Source organism: Micromonospora sp. S4605 (assembly GCF_003176715.1).
Classification (GTDB): Bacteria; Actinomycetota; Actinomycetes; order Mycobacteriales; family Micromonosporaceae; genus Micromonospora; species Micromonospora echinaurantiaca.
The window spans coordinates 1-16,885 of the sequence record NZ_QGSW01000456.1 but is presented as its reverse complement, the minus strand read 5'-3'; the positions used below and the strand labels follow the sequence as shown (position 1 = coordinate 16,885).

13 protein-coding genes are annotated in these 16,885 nt (G+C 72.9%); 11 read left to right on the top strand and 2 right to left on the bottom strand.

Annotated elements, in window-relative coordinates; translation table 11 throughout:
• The 3 genes from DLJ47_RS34070 to DLJ47_RS34060 all read left to right on the top strand — a co-directional run.
• A partial coding sequence (locus DLJ47_RS34070) for a glycoside hydrolase family 3 protein (RefSeq protein WP_199236119.1) occupies positions 1-1,769 on the top strand: 1,769 nt, incomplete at its 5' end.
• Between the two features lie 8 nt (positions 1,770-1,777).
• Positions 1,778-3,598 carry a serine hydrolase domain-containing protein gene (locus tag DLJ47_RS34065; protein ID WP_109906322.1) on the top strand — a complete coding sequence of 607 codons (1,821 nt, stop codon included), beginning with the start codon at positions 1,778-1,780 and terminating at the stop codon, positions 3,596-3,598.
• A gap of 577 nt (positions 3,599-4,175) precedes the next feature.
• Entirely contained in the window at positions 4,176-4,685 is a 510-nt protein-coding gene (locus tag DLJ47_RS34060; protein WP_109906321.1) for a winged helix-turn-helix domain-containing protein, read from the top strand.
• A gap of 99 nt (positions 4,686-4,784) precedes the next feature.
• Here the strand turns inward: DLJ47_RS34060 and DLJ47_RS34055 are convergent, their stop codons facing one another.
• Positions 4,785-9,152, bottom strand: coding sequence for a S8 family serine peptidase (locus DLJ47_RS34055; protein WP_233258171.1), 4,368 nt, complete (start codon positions 9,150-9,152; stop codon positions 4,785-4,787).
• Positions 9,153-9,489: 337 nt separating this feature from the next.
• On the opposite strand from DLJ47_RS34055, the gene DLJ47_RS34050 reads away from it, so the two are divergent.
• Entirely contained in the window at positions 9,490-10,038 is a 549-nt protein-coding gene (locus tag DLJ47_RS34050; RefSeq protein WP_233258170.1) for a winged helix-turn-helix domain-containing protein, read from the top strand.
• Positions 10,039-10,079: 41 nt separating this feature from the next.
• Here DLJ47_RS34050 and DLJ47_RS34045 read toward each other — a convergent pair whose 3' ends face one another.
• Entirely contained in the window at positions 10,080-10,976 is an 897-nt protein-coding gene (locus DLJ47_RS34045; RefSeq protein ID WP_109906317.1) for an AurF N-oxygenase family protein, read from the bottom strand.
• Positions 10,977-11,039: 63 nt separating this feature from the next.
• Here DLJ47_RS34045 and DLJ47_RS34040 point away from each other — a divergent pair, with 63 nt between their 5' ends.
• The 7 genes from DLJ47_RS34040 to DLJ47_RS34010 form a co-directional block, all read left to right on the top strand.
• Positions 11,040-11,741: a TetR family transcriptional regulator gene (locus DLJ47_RS34040; protein ID WP_233258169.1), complete on the top strand. Its 702-nt coding sequence runs from the start codon at positions 11,040-11,042 to the stop codon at positions 11,739-11,741.
• Positions 11,742-11,817: 76 nt separating this feature from the next.
• Positions 11,818-12,108 (top strand): DUF4873 domain-containing protein, encoded by a 291-nt coding sequence (locus DLJ47_RS34035; protein ID WP_109906313.1) that lies wholly within the window; start codon positions 11,818-11,820, stop codon positions 12,106-12,108.
• A complete protein-coding gene (locus DLJ47_RS34030; protein WP_109906311.1) occupies positions 12,098-12,970 on the top strand; it encodes an SDR family oxidoreductase in 873 nt (290 codons plus the stop codon). Before DLJ47_RS34035 ends, DLJ47_RS34030 begins: the two co-directional genes overlap by 11 nt.
• The gene (locus tag DLJ47_RS34025) at positions 12,967-13,782 is read left to right on the top strand and encodes an alpha/beta fold hydrolase (RefSeq protein ID WP_109906309.1); all 816 of its coding nucleotides are present in this window, start codon (positions 12,967-12,969) and stop codon (positions 13,780-13,782) included. The genes DLJ47_RS34030 and DLJ47_RS34025 overlap by 4 nt, the downstream gene beginning before the upstream one ends.
• A gap of 150 nt (positions 13,783-13,932) precedes the next feature.
• A complete protein-coding gene (locus DLJ47_RS34020) occupies positions 13,933-14,634 on the top strand; it encodes a dihydrofolate reductase family protein (RefSeq protein ID WP_109906307.1) in 702 nt (233 codons plus the stop codon).
• 439 nt (positions 14,635-15,073) lie between these two features.
• The gene (locus DLJ47_RS34015; RefSeq protein WP_446723642.1) at positions 15,074-16,291 is read left to right on the top strand and encodes a D-alanyl-D-alanine carboxypeptidase family protein; all 1,218 of its coding nucleotides are present in this window, start codon (positions 15,074-15,076) and stop codon (positions 16,289-16,291) included.
• A 67-nt stretch (positions 16,292-16,358) separates the two neighbouring features.
• A partial coding sequence (locus DLJ47_RS34010; RefSeq protein ID WP_158289932.1) for an alcohol dehydrogenase catalytic domain-containing protein occupies positions 16,359-16,885 on the top strand: 527 nt, incomplete at its 3' end.

Genomic DNA, 16,885 nt, shown 5'->3' with positions numbered 1-16,885 from the left:
CCGCGGCACCCGCCGCGCTGCCGCCCGCCGCGCTGCCGCCCGCCGCGCTGCCGCCCGCCGCCGAACACGGCTGGGTCACCTCCACGCTGCGGCACATGAGCCTGGAGCAGAAGGTCGGCCAACTCTTCGCCACCTACGTCTACGGCGGCGACGCCACCGCGCCGACGGCCGCGGACCGGGCCGCCAACCGGGCGGCGTTCGGCGTCGAGACGCCGGCCGAGGTGATCGAGGAGTTCCATCTCGGCGCGGTCTGCTACTTCTCCTGGTCACACAACCTGGACAGTCCGCGGCAGATCGCCACGCTCTCCAACGGCCTGCAACGGGCCGCCCTCGGTGACGGCGGCAAGGACCGCGTCCCGCTGCTCATCTCCACCGACCAGGAACAGGGCGTGGTGCTGCGGATGCCCGCCCCCGCCGCGCAGTTCCCCGGCGCGATGGCCCTGGGCGCCGGGCGCTCGCCCGGTGACGCCCGCACCGCGGCGGAGATCACCGGGCGCGAGCTGCGCGCCGTCGGCATCCACCAGCCGTACGCGCCGATCGCCGACGTCAACGTCGACCCGGCCAACCCGGTGATCGGGGTGCGCTCGTTCGGCGCCGACCCCACCCTGGTGGCCGAGCTGACCGCCGCGCAGGTCACCGGCTTCCAGCGGGACGCCGGGACGACCGCGGTGGCGAAGCACTTCCCGGGCCACGGCGACACCGACAACGACAGCCACACCGACCTGCCGGTGATCAACCACACCCGCGAGGAGTGGGACCGGATCGACGCGCCGCCGTTCCGGCGGGCCATCGCCGCCGGCGTCGAGTCGGTCATGACGGCGCACATCGTGGTGCCGGCGCTGGACCCCTCCGGCGACCCGGCGACGCTGTCGCCGACGATCCTCTCCGGCGTGCTGCGCGGCGAGCTCGGCTTCCGCGGCGTGATCGTCACCGACGCGCTGAACATGGCCGGGGTGCGGCAGAAGTACGGCGACGAGCGGGTGCCCGTGCTGGCGCTCAAGGCCGGCGCCGACCAACTGCTGATGCCGCCCGACCTGCGGCTGGCCCGGGACGCCGTGCTGCGGGCGGTGGCCACCGGCGAGCTGACCGAGCGGCGGATCGACGAGTCGGTCCGGCGCATCCTCGCCCTGAAGTACCGGCAGGGCCTGGCCGCATCGCCGCTGGTCGACGTCGAGGCGGCGGTCCGCACGGTCGGTGCGGCCGAGCACCTCGCCGCCGTCACCCGGGTCACCGACCCGACGCTCACCGCGGTGCGCAACGACGCCGGGCTGCTGCCGCTGGCCAGCACCGGCCGGTCGGTGCTGGTGACCGGCTGGAACAGCGCCGCCTTCGCGCCGGTCGCGACGGTCGCCGACGGGTTCGCCGCCCGCGGGGCCCGCGCCACCGCCCGGCCCGCGACCCTGCCGTCCGACCAGGCGATCGCCACGACCGCCGCCGAGGCGGCCCGGCACGACCTCACCGTGGTGCTGGTGAACAAGGCGTGGGACGTCGAGGTGACCGACCCGCGCGCCAGCCAGCGACGGCTGGTCGCGGCGCTGCTCGCCACCGGCCGACCGGTGATCGTGGTGGCGGTCCGCGACCCGTACGACATCGCGTACCTGCCGGGCGTGTCCACCTACCTGGCGACCTACTCGTACACCCGGGCGGCGATGGACGCGCTTGTCCGCGCGCTGCACGGCGAGCTGTCCCCGCGCGGCCGGCTGCCGGTCACGATCCCCACCGCCGACGGCGGGCTGCTCTACCCCTACGGCCACGGCCTGACCTGGTAGGAGGGACCATGCCGGCGAGGACTGTCCGCACCACGATGGGCGTGCGCCGGGGCCTCGCCCTCGGCCTGGCCGTGGCCGTGCTCGGCACGAGCCTGCCGGCGACCGCGGCGGCCGCCGCCGAGCGGTCGCCGGCCGGGTCCGCACTGCCGTCCGTCACGCCCGCCGACATCCGGTTCCGCCACGACACGCTGCGCTACGGCGACGCCCGCGAGGTGGGGCTGCTTCCCGAGCACGTGGGCCGGATGCCGGCCGACCTCACCGGGTACCTCGAACCGACCTCGGACCACCCCGGCCATCCCACCTACGCCGGCGCCGTGGTGCTGGCCGCCAAGGACGGCGTGGTCGTGCAGCACGCCGCGGTGGGGTCGGCGGTGCGCTACTCGGCCGTCGGGCCGCCACCCGAGCTGGCCGGGGTGGAACTGCCCGCCGACCAACAGCTCCCGATGCGACCCGACACCATCTTCGACCTGGCGTCGGTGTCGAAGCTGTTCACCACGATCGTGGTGCTGCAGCAGGTCGAGCAGGGTCGGGTCGAGCTGGACGCGCCGGTCGCCCGGTACGTCCCGGAGTTCGCCGCCGGCGGCAAGGAGGCGGTCACAGTCCGCATGCTGCTCACCCACACCTCCGGACTGCCCGCGTTCACGGCACTGTGGAGCCGGTATCCGACCCCGGCCGAACGGTTCGCCGCCGCGCTCGCCACGCCACTGGCGGCCGGGGCGACGCCCGGCACCCGGTACGTGTACTCCGACCTCGGGCTGATCGCGCTCGGCGTGCTGGTGGAGCGGGTGACCGGCCGGTCGCTGGCCGACCTGGTCCGCGACGGCGTCACCGCGCCGCTGGGCATGACCGACACCGGCTACAACCCGGCGCCGGAACTGCGGTCGCGGATCGCGGCGACCGAGTACCAGCCGTACGCCGGGCGCGGCATGGTGTGGGGCGAGGTGCACGACGAGAACGCCTGGTCGCTCGGCGGCGTGGCCGGGCACGCCGGTGTCTTCTCCACCGCGGCGGACCTGGCCGTGCTCTGCCAGGCCCTGCTCAACGGCGGCGAGTACCGCGGCCGGCGGATCCTGCACGCCGACACGGTGCGGGCGATGCTGGTCAACTACAACGCGCCGCTGGAGCAGGCCTACCCGGAGAGCGACCGTGGGCTCGGCTTCGAGCTCAACAAGCACTGGTACATGACGGGTCTGTCCTCCCCGGTGGGGTTCGGGCACACCGGGTTCACCGGCACCTCGCTGGTGGTCGACCCGCTCTCCCACTCGTTCGTCGTCCTGCTCAGCAACCGGGTGCACCCCGACCGTGGCTGGGGCAGCAACAACGTGGCCCGGCGGGCGGTCGCGACCGACCTCGCCGAGGCGATGCCGGTGCGGCCCCGGTCACGGGAGGCGTGGCGGGCCGACCCGCGCGACCTCGCGACGGTCACCCTCACCGCCCCGCTGCGTCGGGCGGCGCGCGGCGGCATCGCGAGTTTCCTGCTCTGGTACGACACCGAGCCGCGCTACGACAGCGCCCGGTTCGAGGTCTCCACGGACGGCGGACGGACCTGGGCCACGGCGCCGATGCGGCTGCGGCACGGGGACCGGCGCTGGGCCAGCGACGGCACGGTCACCGGCTACGGCGGCCGGGTCTGGTGGCAGGTCTCCGTCGACCTGCCCGACCGGGCGACCCACCTGCGCTGGAGCAGCAGCACGGACGTCTCCGCCCGGGGCCGCGGGGTCTACGTCGACCGGATCGTCGCGGCAGACCGTGCCGGCCTGCTCTTCCACGGCGAGGGCGGGGACGCCGCACGCCTCGTGGCGCAGGGGTGGGCGCCCGCCCGCACCTGAGGAGCTGGTCGCGCCGTCGGTGGAGCCGGCGGCCCGACAGCCGCCCGGACAGCACCGAAGACATCTGTAGATGCGTCAATGTCCTGTCGGATTTCTTTCTCGATCCGGAGATCGGCACGGATATCGTGAAACCGGCCCACCGACCCCCGTCGGGCCGGCCGGATATTGTCCACCGGATCGAACTGCACTACCATTTCCACCGTCTCACTCGCCCCTCGGCGACAAACCGCCGGACGGGATCCGTCACCGGTCGGTGAGGCCTCTGCCAGGTGCGCGGCAGGGGCCCGCGACCACCCGACCACGCCGGACCTCCGCGCGGCCACCTGCCGAACGAGCCGCCCAACCACGCCTCGTCACCGCCCGACCCCGACCCGCGCGGACATCCCGGAGAGTTCGGTCAAGCCATGATGAAAACGTTTACATTCGAACTGCGGAACAGCGCCTCAGCCATTTACAGATGCCGACGCACAACTATTTTTAACCGTACCGATATAAAGCGAAACTAGGGTCTCAGTTGATTGACGGGCGTCGCGGGACGGTCGCTCCGAAATCGTGGGGGAACGGGAAAGGTGGGGGGATGAGGAGGATCCGGGTCGCGTCCCTGGCGATCGGCATCGCTTCCTCGCCGGCCGAGCGCCGGCAGCTGGCGCAGCTGCTCGGCGGCAGCGAGGCGTTCCTGATCGTCTCGAGCGTCGACCAGGCGCGGCGGTTCCTCGACGTGGTCGAGCCGCCGCACGACCCGCCGGCGGCTCCGCCGGACCAGCCGGTGGTCACCGAGGCCACGCCGGGCGCGGCACCGCCTCCCGGGCTGACCGTCGACTCGGACCGGCGGGTGCTGCGCTGGCTGGACCGGGAGATCGAGCTGACCCGGCTGGAGCACGACCTCCTGCGCTGCCTGGTCGGCGCGCCCGGGCGGGTCTGGACCTACGAACTGCTGCACCGCGAGGTCTGGGGCAACGCGCACCTCGGCCGCGGGTCCGACATGCACTCGGTGGTCCGGCGGGTACGGCGCAAACTCGCCCGGCTCAACGCGGCGGCGACCATCCACGCGGTACGCGGCGTCGGCTTCCGCCTCGCTCCGGTCTGACCACAGACTCACGAGCCACGCCGCGGCTCACCCGCCGGACGCGAACCGGCCCGCCTGGTGGACAACCAGGCGGGCCGGCTCGGTCAGCTGACGCTCAGGTCAGCAACGGATCGGTGACAGGGCGAAATCCTCCACGGTGGGCATGCTGGTGCTGATCCTCGTCTGCCGGGTCTGGGGCTTCCAGTTGTCCTTGGCGACGATCATCGTCATCGGGTTGTTCCGACGGTCCATCCAGTAGGCGTACTTGCCCTCGGCGTCGGTGGCGAAGGTCCACGACATCGCCCACGAGTCGACCTGGACGACCGCACCGGAGAGCGGCGAGCTGACACCCTGACAGCTCGTCCCGGTGACGGTACCCATCAGCTTGCCCCAGGTCTTCGGCGGATTCACGTTCATCGTCACCGCCACCGGCGACACCGTGTACGGGGTGTTCTCCTTGATCGCGACCGAGGCGGTGTAGGTGCCCGGCTGGTCGACGTTCGCCGTCATCCCGACGGTGACCGTGACCTGCTCGCCCGGCGCCAGCGTGGCCGACGTCTTGTCGATCGTCATCCAGCTGACGTCGGCGGCCGCCTCGGCGCACTCCTCGAACCCGGGGAGCACCTCGCTGTCCGGCGTCGCGGTGAAGCTGCCGGACGACCCACCGATCTTGTAGAAGCCGCACGCCGCGCCACCGCGGTAACGCGCCGTGTTGGCGTTCGGCAGGTTCGACCACGCGTTGGTGGCCGGGTCGTACGCGAAGCCGGCGTTGGTGATGGCGCCGCCCTGCGAACCGCCGACCACCAGGAGCTTGCCGTTCGCCACGGCGAACGAGCTGGCCCAGTTGTCGGCCGGCGCGTCGGGGATCGCGGTCCAGGCGTTGGCCCCCGGGTCGAAGGCGTAGCTGGCCTTCTGCGAGGCGGAGCCGTCGTTGCCGCCGGTGCAGTAGACGACGCCGTCGATCCCGCCGCAGGAGGCGAAGGCCACCGACTTCGGGTAGTTCGGCAGCGTCTCCCAGCTGTCGCCGGCCGGGTCGTACCGGACTACGCTGTTCGACATCGGCGTGCAGGCCGAGGTGGTGCAGCCGCCGATGGCGTAGAGCTTGCCGTCGACGACCGCCTGGCCGGCGGCGGAGCGGGCCGCCGGGTTGTCGGCCACCTTCGTCCAGGTGTTCGCGCCCGGGTCGTACGACCAGGTGGTGCCGGAGGGGCCGGCCGCGGCCCAGCCGCCGGTCGCGATGATCTTCCCACCGACGACGCCCACCGTCATGGCGTTGCGCGCCTCGGGAAGATCGGCGATCGGCGCCCAGCTCTGCGCGATCGGGTCGTAGACGAAGTTCTTCGTCGTGGACGCCGAACCGTTGCCGCCGGCGATCGAGTACACCTTGCCGTCGAGGTTCACCACCCGGTTGTCCATCACGTTCGCCGGGTAGTCGGCGATGTCCGTCCAGGGCTCGGCCTGCGGACCGAGCGCGGCGGACGTCGCGTTGCTCGACATGCCGGACGCCCGCGCCGCGAACGACGTCGGGACGTTCAGCCGCTGCTCGGGTGCGCCGTTGGACCCGATCACCTGCTGTTCGGTCAACCGGGACCCGTCGGCCCGGAGGAGCTCGAACCCGCCCTCGCGCTCACTGAACTCGACCTCGACCGGCGCCCCGCCGGTGTTGGTCACCGTGAACGCCTTGTTGACCTTGCCGGTGGGCATCTGGAGCGTGGCGCTCAGCTGCGCCGGCTTGACCGAGAGCCGGCCGGCCGCGAGCCGGAAGTTGGTAGCTGTCGCCCAGTCGGCCTGCACGTCGATGTTCTTGCTCTGGCTGACGTAGTTGCCGGCCGCGGCGGTGAACTTGTGCGTGCCGGTCAGCGACGAGAACAGCCAGTAGAACCCGTCCGCCAGCTCGGTGTCGTCCGGCGTGGCCACCGTGGTGGCCTTCTCCGCCGGCCGGTCGTTGCTGGTGACCGTGGCCCCGTTGACGTAGCCGTTGTCGTTGGCGTCCCGGACGTGTCCGAGCACCAGGCCGCCGTTGGTGGGCCGGCAGATGACCTCGCTGCCGATCAGGACGTTGTCGACCTCCCACCACCACTCGAACGAGGCGTCGTAGTAGTGGAACCGGACCTGCACCTGCGCCTGCCCGGCGGCCTGCGGGATCGGGATCTCGGTCACCCGCGGCCCCCGGACGTCGGCGGCCTGCCGCAGCACGTTCGTCCAGGTGGCACCGCCGTCGACGCTCAGGTCCACGTCCGCGCGGTCCGGACCCAGATGGTTGAAGTCCTGGTTGAACCGGATCACCGGAGCCGCCACGTCGGTCAGGTCGACGACCGGGCTGACCAGGGAGCTGTCCTGCCGCCCGCCGGAGCCGTACTCGTCGCTGTCGATGATGGCGAAGTTGCCGGTGCCGCCGGTCAGGTTGCCCCGGTTGCCGTCGTCGGTGAACTTCCAGACCTGACCGGTACCCGCGTGGTCGACCACCGACCAGCCGGCCGGCACGCCGGTGCCGTCGAACGTCTCGTAGACGCCGTCGGAGCCGAACGTGTAGCCGGGCGCCGTGGTGCAGGCGTTGGTCTGCACCGGCACGGCGATGTTGGCGGTGACGTTGCCCGAGCCGACGACGACCTCCTTGGTCACCGTCTGGTAGCCCGGGTACTGCGACTCGACCTTGAGGGTGTACGTCGCCCCGGCCGGCAGCGTGAAGCTGTAGCGGCCGTTGGTGGGCGTGGTGTAGTCGGACACGCCCGACGGGCCCTGCACGGTCACCTTCGCGTAGAGCGGCCAGCCATGCCCGGAGCCGTCGGTGACCGACCCGCCGACGGTGACGCTCGGCACCGCCGACAGCGCGACGTTGAGCGTCGTGGTGGCGTTCTGGGTCACCGTCGCCGGCACCGTCTGGCTCTGGTAGCCGAACGCTGCCACGGCGACCTGGTAGTCACCCACCGGCAGCAGGGACGAGTACCTCCCGTCCGCCCCGGTGGTCAGCTGGCGCTCGGCCGGACCGGTCACGGTCACCGTGGCGTCCGCGATCGGGGCGCCGGTGGCCGCGTCGGTGACGGTGCCGGCCAGCGTGCCGGTGTCGCCGATCGGGGCGGCGTTGAGCAGCGCCAGCGCGTCGAGCCGGCCCTCGCCGAAGACATTGTTGTCGTCGGTGGTGCCACCGCACTGGGCGTCGGCGCTGTCGATCGCGGTGTTGTCCAGCAGCGCGCGGGTCTCGTCGACCTCACCGACCAGCGCCGGTGCCGCCGACCACAGCAGCGCGACCGTGCCGGCGAGGTGCGGCGCCGCCATCGAGGTGCCGCTGATGGCGCCGTAGCCGCTGCCCGGAAGGCTCGACCGGACGTTCACCCCGGGCGCCGAGATGTTCGGCTTGGTCTCACCGTTCTGCCCCGCGCCGCGGGCCGAGAAGCTGGCGATGTTGTTGTTGACGTCGTACGCGCCGGAGGAGTAGTTGCTGACCAGGCTGCCCGGCGAGCCGCTGGTCTGGCACCCCGGTCCGCTGTTGCCGTTGGAGAAGACACCGAAGATGCCCGACTCCTTCCAGGCCAGCGTCACGTCCTCCATGAACGGGTCGTTGGAGGGCAGCCGGGTCCCCCACGAGTTGTTGATGATGTTCGGCCGCTTGCTGGCGTCCGGGTTCTGGCCGTTGAGGTCGGTCGGCTCCAGCATCCACTGACCGGAGGTGACCAGCGCGGCGTCGCTGGGGCAGCAGCCGTTCGCGGCGATCCACCTGACCTCGGGGGCGACGCCGATCTGGTTCGCCCCGTCGGAGCCGACCATCGTGCCCATCGTGTGCGTGCCGTGACCGTCGCCGTCGCACGGCGTGGCGCAGGTGCCGGCGGCGTTGAACCAGTTGTAGTTGTGGTCGAACGTGCCGTCGCCGTTGTTGCCGCGGTAGGAGTTCACCAGCGCGGGGTGGTCGAACTGCACGCCGGTGTCGATGTTGGCGATGGTGATGCCCTCGCCCTTGACGCCGTACTGGGACCAGACGTCGTCGGCGTTGATGTTCGCGATGCCCCACTCGAGGGCGTTCACGGTCTTCTCGTCGGTGCCCTTGGTGGTCTCCGGCACCTCGTAGGCGACCGGGGCGTACAGGCCCTCGACCTCGTCGTGCGCGGCGACGTTCTGCGCCATCGTCAGCGAGCCGCCGCTGACCCGGATGGCGTTGGTCGCCCAGAAGGTCTGGTATCTGGCGCCGGCGGTGTCCAGCTCTGCCCGGATCTTGGCCTGGCTCTCGGCGGCGGTCTTCTTCAGCGCCTCCGCCACCGCGGTGCCCCGCTCGGTCCAGTCCTTGATGTCCCTGGCCCGACTGAGGTCCGCCCGATCCTTGAACCGGATCCAGAAGTCGCCCTCCGTCTTGCCCTCGAGCTGCTTGGCGAGGTCCGGCCGGATCTTGTCCGACGGAGAGGTCGCACCTGCCGCCGTTCCGGCCTGCGCGGCCTGTGCGCCGGTGCCGGTGGCCAGGCTTGCCGCGACGAGGACCATCGCCGCTGCGGCGCTCACCAGCGATCTGGCTGTGCGCCTCCTGTGTGGACGTCTGAACATCGGTGCTGCCTCCTTCAGAACGACCCAGATTCGAGTGAGCCATGGTGAAGGGGTTCGGGGGCGGACGTCCCATGTGGATGTAACCGGAACGGCTGACCCCCTCCAGGCCCCCCAGGCATCGCGCGGGTCACGCCGGCTGCCCGAGTGGACACTATGATCTAGAGGAAAGGACGATCAAGAACTTGCCGTAAGCAACTTGTCACTAACCGTTTGCTGGCAGGCGGCAGGGTTGCCATTTATTGTCAGACGACGATGGAACTGGGCAGACGCTGCCCATCGTTTCCGGGCGGGTGCGGTGGCCGAGGACGACGAGAGCACGGTGCCGGGAGGTGGATCCGAGCCGGCCGGAGAACTGTTCCCGCTGCTGATCGCGGTGACCCCGTCGCCGGCGGAACGGATCCGGCTCGCCGAGCGCCTCGACGGCATCGCGCCCCTGCTGCTCGTCGCCGACCTCGACGAGCTGCGCCGGCTGATCTCGGCCCCGCAGCAGCTGCGTCGCGGGTCGCCGGCACCGGCGGCCGGGTCGGCGACCGACACCGCGCTGCGCATCGACCCGACCCGGTCGACGGCCCGCTGCGGGGACCGCGAGGTCTCCCTGACCCGGCTCGAACACGACCTGCTGAGCTGCCTGATCACCGAGCCGGTGCGGGTCTGGAGCTACGCCGAGCTGCATCGGGCGGTCTGGCGGGCCGAGGGGTCGCAGCGCAAGGCGGACGTGCAGTCGGTGGTGAAGCGGCTGCGGCGCAAGCTCACCGAGTTGGGCACCGGGGTCACCATCGACACCATGCGGGGGGTCGGCCTGCGGCTGACCGACCACCAGCAACCGAGGATCAGCGGCGCCTGACGACTGCCTGACTCGGGCAGCGAATCGGGGCCGCCGGTGGATCAGATCAGGCCGGCACGGGTCCACAGCAGACGGCCCGGGCCGGCCACCAGGCCGAGGCCCGCCAGGTGGTCGTACACCCTGGCGGCGGACCAGCGCAGGGTGGCCCGCCAGTGCGGGTTGGCCCGGGCGGCGGCGCGGCCGACCGCCGGCGGGATGCCCACCGCCGCGTACGCCTCGGGATGGACCAGCCGGTTGGCGATCGACCAGGCGGCCCGGCCGATCAGCAACCGGGCGTACGACAGGCCCAGCGGGCCGGCCGCCTCGACCTGGCGGGCCAGTTCCGCGCGGGCGAACCGGACGTGCCGCGCCTCCTCGACGACGTGGATCCGCGACACCATCCGGATCAGCGGCTGCAGCGACTCGTCCGCCATGATCTCGCGCTGGAAAGCGTCGAGGATCTCCTCCGCGATGAGGATCGCGGCGTACATCCGCGGACCGGTGGCGGTGGCCTTGAGGAAGCGCCCGAGCAGGTGGTCGACCGGGTCGGCCCGGTAGACCGGACAGCCCATCGCCTCGATGAGACGGCCGAACATGATGGAGTGCCGGCACTCGTCGGCGACCTCGGTGAGCGCGTACTGGGCGTGCCGGCTGGTCGGGTCGGCGTCGTAGTAGTGCCGGATCAGCATCTGCATGAGGATCGTCTCGAACCACAGTCCGGCGCTGGCCGCGCTGGCCACCTCGTGCTTGGTGAGTTCGACGCGCTGCTCCTCGGTGAGCCGCTCCCACAGCGGGGTGCCGTAGAGGCTGCTGCGCCGCGGCGGCAGCCAGTACGCCCCGGGCACCGGCGGCGCAGCCCAGTCGATCTCGACAACCGGGTCGTAGCTGGTCCGCACCGAGGAGGTGAGCAGCCGGGTGGCGAGCGCCTCGCGCTCGGTCCGGTCGGACGTGGGCTCCATGACGCCTCCATATTGACGTGACGCCCGGTAACTGTTACGAGTAGTAGCATGCAATCGCCTGTGATGGATGTCAATGGATCCGGGTCGGCCGGCGACCCGCCCCCACCGCGGGCCAACGGCCGCCGGGACCGCTGGGCGGACCACCGCGAGCAACGGCGGCAGGAACTGATCGGGGCGGCCGTGCAGGCGTTGCTGCGGCACGGGCCGGAGGTCGACATGGACCAGGTGGCCGCCACGGCGGGGGTGAGCAAGCCGGTCCTCTACCGCTACTTCGCCGACAAGTCGCAGCTCTGGCTGGCCGTCAGCGAGGTGGTGGCCGCCCGGGTGGTCGACACCGTGGCGCCGGCGGTCGAGCAGGTCCGCGAGGAACGCGGCCTGGTCGAGGCGACCATCGACGCGTACCTCGGGGTGATCGAGTCGGAGCCGAAGCTCTACCGCTTCCTGATGCACCAGTCCAGCCATCCCGGGATCCATCAGGTGGTCGCCGGCACCAGCCGGCAGGTGGCCGCCGGGCTGGCCCGGGTGATCGGCGACCGGCTGCGCGCGCTGGGCCTCGACGCCGGTCCGGCCGAGCCGTGGGCGTACGGCCTGGTCGGCTTCGTGCAGGCGGTCGGCGACTGGTGGACCACGAACGGGCAGCCGATCCGCCGGGCGGCCCTCACCGACTACCTGACCACGCTGCTCTGGAGCGGCATCGAGGGGGTACGGCGCAGCGCCGACCTGCCACGCGAGCTCACCCGCGCGCACGAGCGGATCGTGCCGTGAGCCAGCGCCGACGGACGGAGCGGCGCCTCGGCGCGGCGGCGCCGCAGGCCGCCACCGGGCGCGGCGAGGTGACGGCATGAGCTACCACGGTCCGGCGCGGCTCGCCGGCACCCCGGTCCGGGTGCACCTGAGCGGGCGGTGGGAGCCGGTCGACGGCCGCTACCACTGGGGCGGGCGGGTCGAGCCGGAGCCGACGGTGGCCCGGCTGGTGCGCTCCGGCCGGCGCGACGTGGAGGTGTCCATCGCCGGCCTGACCAGCCCGGCCCGGCTGGCCGAGGTCGACCCGTGGGGCGGCGTACGGATCACCGGCGTGGGCCGCCCGCCCTGGCCCGCCGAGGCGGAGCGGGAGCACGCCGATGCGCGGTGACCTCGCGGGCAGGACGATCCTCGTCACCGGAGCCGCGCGCGGCATCGGCGCCCGGCTGGCCCGCCAGGCCGCCGCCCGAGGCGCCCGGGTCGCCCTCGTCGGGCTTGAACCCGACCTGCTCAGGCGGCTCGCCGCCGAGCTCGACGCGCACTGGTACGAGTGTGACGTCACCGACCAGACGGCGGTGGACGCCGCCGTGGCGTCCACCGTGGACCGGTTCGGCGGGATCGACGTGGTGGTCGCCAACGCCGGCATCGCCAACCTCGGCACGGTCGCGCTGGGGCCGGTCGACGCGCTGGTCCGTACGGTCGAGGTGAACCTGTGCGGCGCGATCCGCACGGTCAGCGCGGCGCTGCCGCACGTCACCGCCGCCCGCGGCCACGTCCTGATCGTCTCCTCCGCCGCCGCGTTCACGGCGATGCCCGGGATGGCCGCCTACTGCGCGTCGAAGGCGGGCGTCGAACAGTTCGCCAACGTGCTGCGGTTGGAGACCCGCCGGCACGGCGTCACCGTGGGCACCGCCCACCCGATCTGGATCGACACCGACCTGGTCCGCGACATCCACGCCGACCTGGCCTCGTTCCGCGCCACGCTGCGCCGGCTGCCGCGGCCGCTGTCCACGGTGGTCCCGGTCGACCGGTGCGCCGCCGCGCTGCTGCGCGGCATCGAGCGTCGCAGCCGCAAGGTCTACGTGCCGCGCTCGCTCGCCGTGGTGCAGGCGCTGCGGTCGCTGGTGCTGAGCGGTCCCGCCGACGCGCTGGTCACCCGGCTGGGCGGCCGCACCCTGGTCGACCAGATGGAGGACGAGGTACGCGGGCTCGGCCGCTCGTTCGGCCGCAGCTCGGTGCAGGGGCGGCCATGAAGGTCCACTTCCGCCGGGCCGGCAGCGGTGAGCCACTCGTGCTGATCCACGGCATCGGGCACCGCCACCAGGCCTGGGAGCCGGTGTTCGACCGGCTCGCCGCCCACCACGAGGTGATCGCGCTCGACCTGCCCGGCTTCGGCGACTCCCCGGTGCCCGACGCGGGCATGCCCGCCGACATGGCCGCCACCGTCGCGGCGATCCTGCCGGTGCTCACCGGGTGGGGACTGGAACGCCCACACGTGGCCGGCTACAGCCTTGGCGGGGCGATCAGCCTGGAACTGGCCGCCGCCGGGGCGGTCGCCTCGGCCACCGCCCTCTCCCCCGCCGGCTTCTTCACCCCCGCCGAGCGGCGGCGGGCGCTGGCCATCCTCCGGCTGCTGCGGGCCAACGCGTACCTGCCGACGCCGGTCATGCGGGTCGCGCTGCGGTCGGCGTACCTGCGGGCGATGTGCTTCGCTCCGCTGGTGGCGCGGCCCCGGTTGCTGGACTTCGAGCGCGCGCTGGGCGACGCGCTCGCGCTGCGCCGGGCGGTCGGCTTCAACACCGTTGCCCGGGCCGCCCGCGGCTACCGCTTCGACGGTGCCCGGCTGTCGGATGCGGCGGTGCCGGTGACCGTCGGCTGGGGCGACTGCGACCGCATCTTCGGCGTCCACCAGGCCGAGCGCGCCCGGGCGGGACTGCCGGCGGCCCGGGTGGTGACCCTGCCCGGCTGTGGGCACGTGCCGATGAGCGACGACCCGGACCTGGTCGCCGCGCTGATCCTGGAGACCACTGGCGCGGTGCCCCGCGCCGACCCGCCGGCGGGCTGACCGCCCCGGCGGGATCGAGACCGGACGGATTACGCCCCGGGCTGTGACCACCGTCACATTGGCTCGCGGTAGGGGCGCGGCGGACGGCTCCGACCTCTCACCGAGCAGGCACCCGGAGCGGGTGTCGAGGATCGAGAGGACCGTGACGAGATGACCAAGGTGACCGCGCAGCTGTCGGTGTCGGTGGACGGCTTCTACGCCGGCCCGCGGCACACCGGCGACGGCGACTGGATGACGTCGGCCGAGAGCGCCGGCTTCTTCCGGGTCACCCGCTGGGTGACCGACGCGATGGCCTGGCGGGAACGGCAGGGCTTCGCCGGCGGCGAGCGGGACACGAACTCCGACGTGGTCGCCGAGTCGTTCGAGGCGGCCGGCGCGTACGTGATGGGCCGGCGGATGGCCGACGGCGGTGAGGTGCCCTGGGGCGAGGAACCGCCGTTCCGCGCGCCCGTCTTCGTCGTCACGCACCGCCCCCGGCCGCGGCTGGAGCGCAAGGGCGGCACCAGCTTCACCTACGTCACCGACGGCGTGGCCAGCGCCGTCGAGCAGGCGCGGGCGGCGGCCGGCGGCCGGGACGTCGCCGTTGCCGGCGGCGGCAGCCTGGTGCGGCAGGTGCTCAAGGCCGGCCTGCTCGACGAGTTGGAGCTGCATGTCGTGCCGGTGGTGCTCGGCACCGGCCTGCGACTGCTCGACGCGGACCTCGACCTGGCCGAGAAGGAGGCGATCGAGTTGACGCCGATCCGGGTCATCCCCACGCCGCAGGTCACCCACATCCGGTACGCGGTGCGTGGCCGCGCCCCGCTGCTGCTCGACGACCGTGGCAGCGGTGGCGGCCCGACGGTGGTCTCCTGACCTCGGCCCGGGGGCGACGCCTCCCCACCGGGGATCGGTTGGAGCCCCTCCTGGCCAATGGTGGACCGGATCCGGCGTACCGGCGGAGGCGGCCCGATCGGGGCCGCCCCGCCCGTTTCCGGTCAGGTCCGGTGGAGTCTCCGCGAAAGACGGCGAACGGAACGGGCGGCGGAACATCGAGCGACAGGTACGAGCCGGTGACGTTGCCGTCGTCGGGCGCCAGCGGGGTGAAATCAGCCGGGAATGGCGCCAACCGCTGCCGTTCCGCCCAGCAGAGCATTGGCGGCACGTAATGAACAAGCATCATGTTCCGGCCCCGAAAAGGCACGTCAGCGGTGTCGCCCGGTACCGGGAAATGCCGGGTCACCTGCCCGAACGGGACAATTTTCCGGGCCACCGCCGGGCTTTCGGAAAACGGAGTTCGATCGCTGTGCCGACGATTACGTTCGGTTTCGTGAGCACGCCTTCGGTCACCGCAGCGGCGCTCGGCGCCATCCTCGTCCTGCCCACGGTCGCGGTCGCACCACCGGCGCGGGCCGCCGCCGCACCGTACGTGCCGTGTCCGGCGGTGAAGCCGCCGGTGCCGCCGCCCGCCGCGCCGTCGCCACCGCCGGTCGATCCCGCACACCGGGCGGTCGGCGGGCAGGCGCTGGCCACCGCGGGGCTGGCCGCCCCGGCGGGTGCGCCGAAGGCACCGGCGGTCACCGCCACCTCCTGGCTGGTCGCCGACCTCGACAGCGGCGCGGTGCTGGGTGGCTGCGCCCCGCACGAGCGCCGCACCCCGGCCAGTGTGCAGAAGCTGCTGCTCGCGGCGGCCCTGATGCCCCGCCTCGATCCCACCCTGATGGTCCAGGTGACCCGGGCCGACCTGCGCGATCTCGACCCGGAGAGTTCGCTGATGGGGGTGATCCCGGGCGGCCGGTACTCGGTGGAGAGCCTGTGGCTGGGGCTGCTGCTCAAGTCGGGCAACGACGCGGCCAACGCGCTGGCGCGGGTGGGCGGCGGAGCGGCCGGCCGGCCGGGCGGCGTCCAGGCGATGAACGACGAGGCGCGCCGGCTGCGCGCGTACCAGACGCACGCCGCGACGCCCTCCGGGCTGGACGGGCCCGGGCAGTACACCAGCGCGTACGACCTGGCGCTGATCGCGCGGGCCACCTTCGCCCGGGAGGACTTCTGCCGGTACATCGCGACGCGGCGCGCCCAGATCCCGGCACAGCCGTCGAATCCGGGGTTGGAGATCGTTCACGACCAGACCCTGCTCGGCGTCTACCCGGGCACGGTCGGTGGCAAGACGGGCTTCACCGACCAGGCGCGGCAGACGTACGTCGGCGTGGCCGAGCGCGACGGCCGCCGGCTCGCGGTGACCCTGCTCGGCGCGGAGACCGCCCCGCTGGGCAGCCTGGGCGAGGCGTCCGCCCTGCTCAACTGGGGTTTCGATCTCCCCGAGGGCGCGTCGGTCGGCGAGCTGGTCGGGCCGGAGGAGAAGACGTACGACCAGCCCGTGGTCCCGGTCAAGGGCGAGCGGCAGGCCGAGGAGTCATCGTCGCTGTCGTGGCCCGCCGGCCTCGGCCTCGGCGCGGCCCTAGCCTTCGCCGTCCTGGTCCTGACGATCCCATGGTGGCGCCGGGCCGCCCGCCGGGAAGCCCGCGAACGGTAGGGCGCCGGCTCGGGACGGTCCGGGGCCCCGCGGGTTGCGGGGCCCCCGGCATGTGAGGATGCCGCCCATGCGTGCGGTGATCTTCGACGAGTTCGGTGCCCGGCCCGAGGTCCGCGACGTCCCCGACCCGGTGGCGCCGCCCGGCAGCGCGGTCATCCGGGTCGAGGCCACCGGGTTGTGCCGCAGCGACTGGCACGGCTGGCAGGGACACGACCCCGACATCCGGCCGCCACACGTCCCCGGTCACGAGTTCGCCGGGGTCGTCTCGGCGGTCGGTGCGGGCGTACGCGGCTGGCGGGTCGGCGACCGGGTGACCGCGCCGTTCGTCTGCGCCTGCGGCCGGTGCCCGGCCTGCCTGGCGGGCGACCAGCAGGTCTGCGAACGGCAGACCCAGCCGGGCTTCACCCACTGGGGCTCGTTCGCCGAGTACGTGGCGGTGCACGACGCCGAGGTCAACCTGGTCCGGCTTCCGGACGACCTGGACTACCCGGCCGCGGCGGCGCTCGGCTGCCGGTTCGCCACCGCGTTCCGGGCCGTGGTGGGCCAGGGGCGGGTGGCCGCGGGCGAGTGGGTAGCGGTGCACGGCTGCGGCGG

Coding starts and splice junctions, on each gene's coding strand:
- DLJ47_RS34040 (WP_233258169.1), top strand. CDS start 11,040: ATGGATGTCAATGGATCCGGGTCGGCCGGCGACCCGCCCCCACCGCGG.
- DLJ47_RS34025 (WP_109906309.1), top strand. CDS start 12,967: ATGAAGGTCCACTTCCGCCGGGCCGGCAGCGGTGAGCCACTCGTGCTG.
- DLJ47_RS34060 (WP_109906321.1), top strand. CDS start 4,176: ATGAGGAGGATCCGGGTCGCGTCCCTGGCGATCGGCATCGCTTCCTCG.
- DLJ47_RS34035 (WP_109906313.1), top strand. CDS start 11,818: ATGAGCTACCACGGTCCGGCGCGGCTCGCCGGCACCCCGGTCCGGGTG.
- DLJ47_RS34065 (WP_109906322.1), top strand. CDS start 1,778: ATGCCGGCGAGGACTGTCCGCACCACGATGGGCGTGCGCCGGGGCCTC.
- DLJ47_RS34020 (WP_109906307.1), top strand. CDS start 13,933: ATGACCAAGGTGACCGCGCAGCTGTCGGTGTCGGTGGACGGCTTCTAC.
- DLJ47_RS34030 (WP_109906311.1), top strand. CDS start 12,098: ATGCGCGGTGACCTCGCGGGCAGGACGATCCTCGTCACCGGAGCCGCG.
- DLJ47_RS34045 (WP_109906317.1), bottom strand. CDS start 10,976: ATGGAGCCCACGTCCGACCGGACCGAGCGCGAGGCGCTCGCCACCCGG.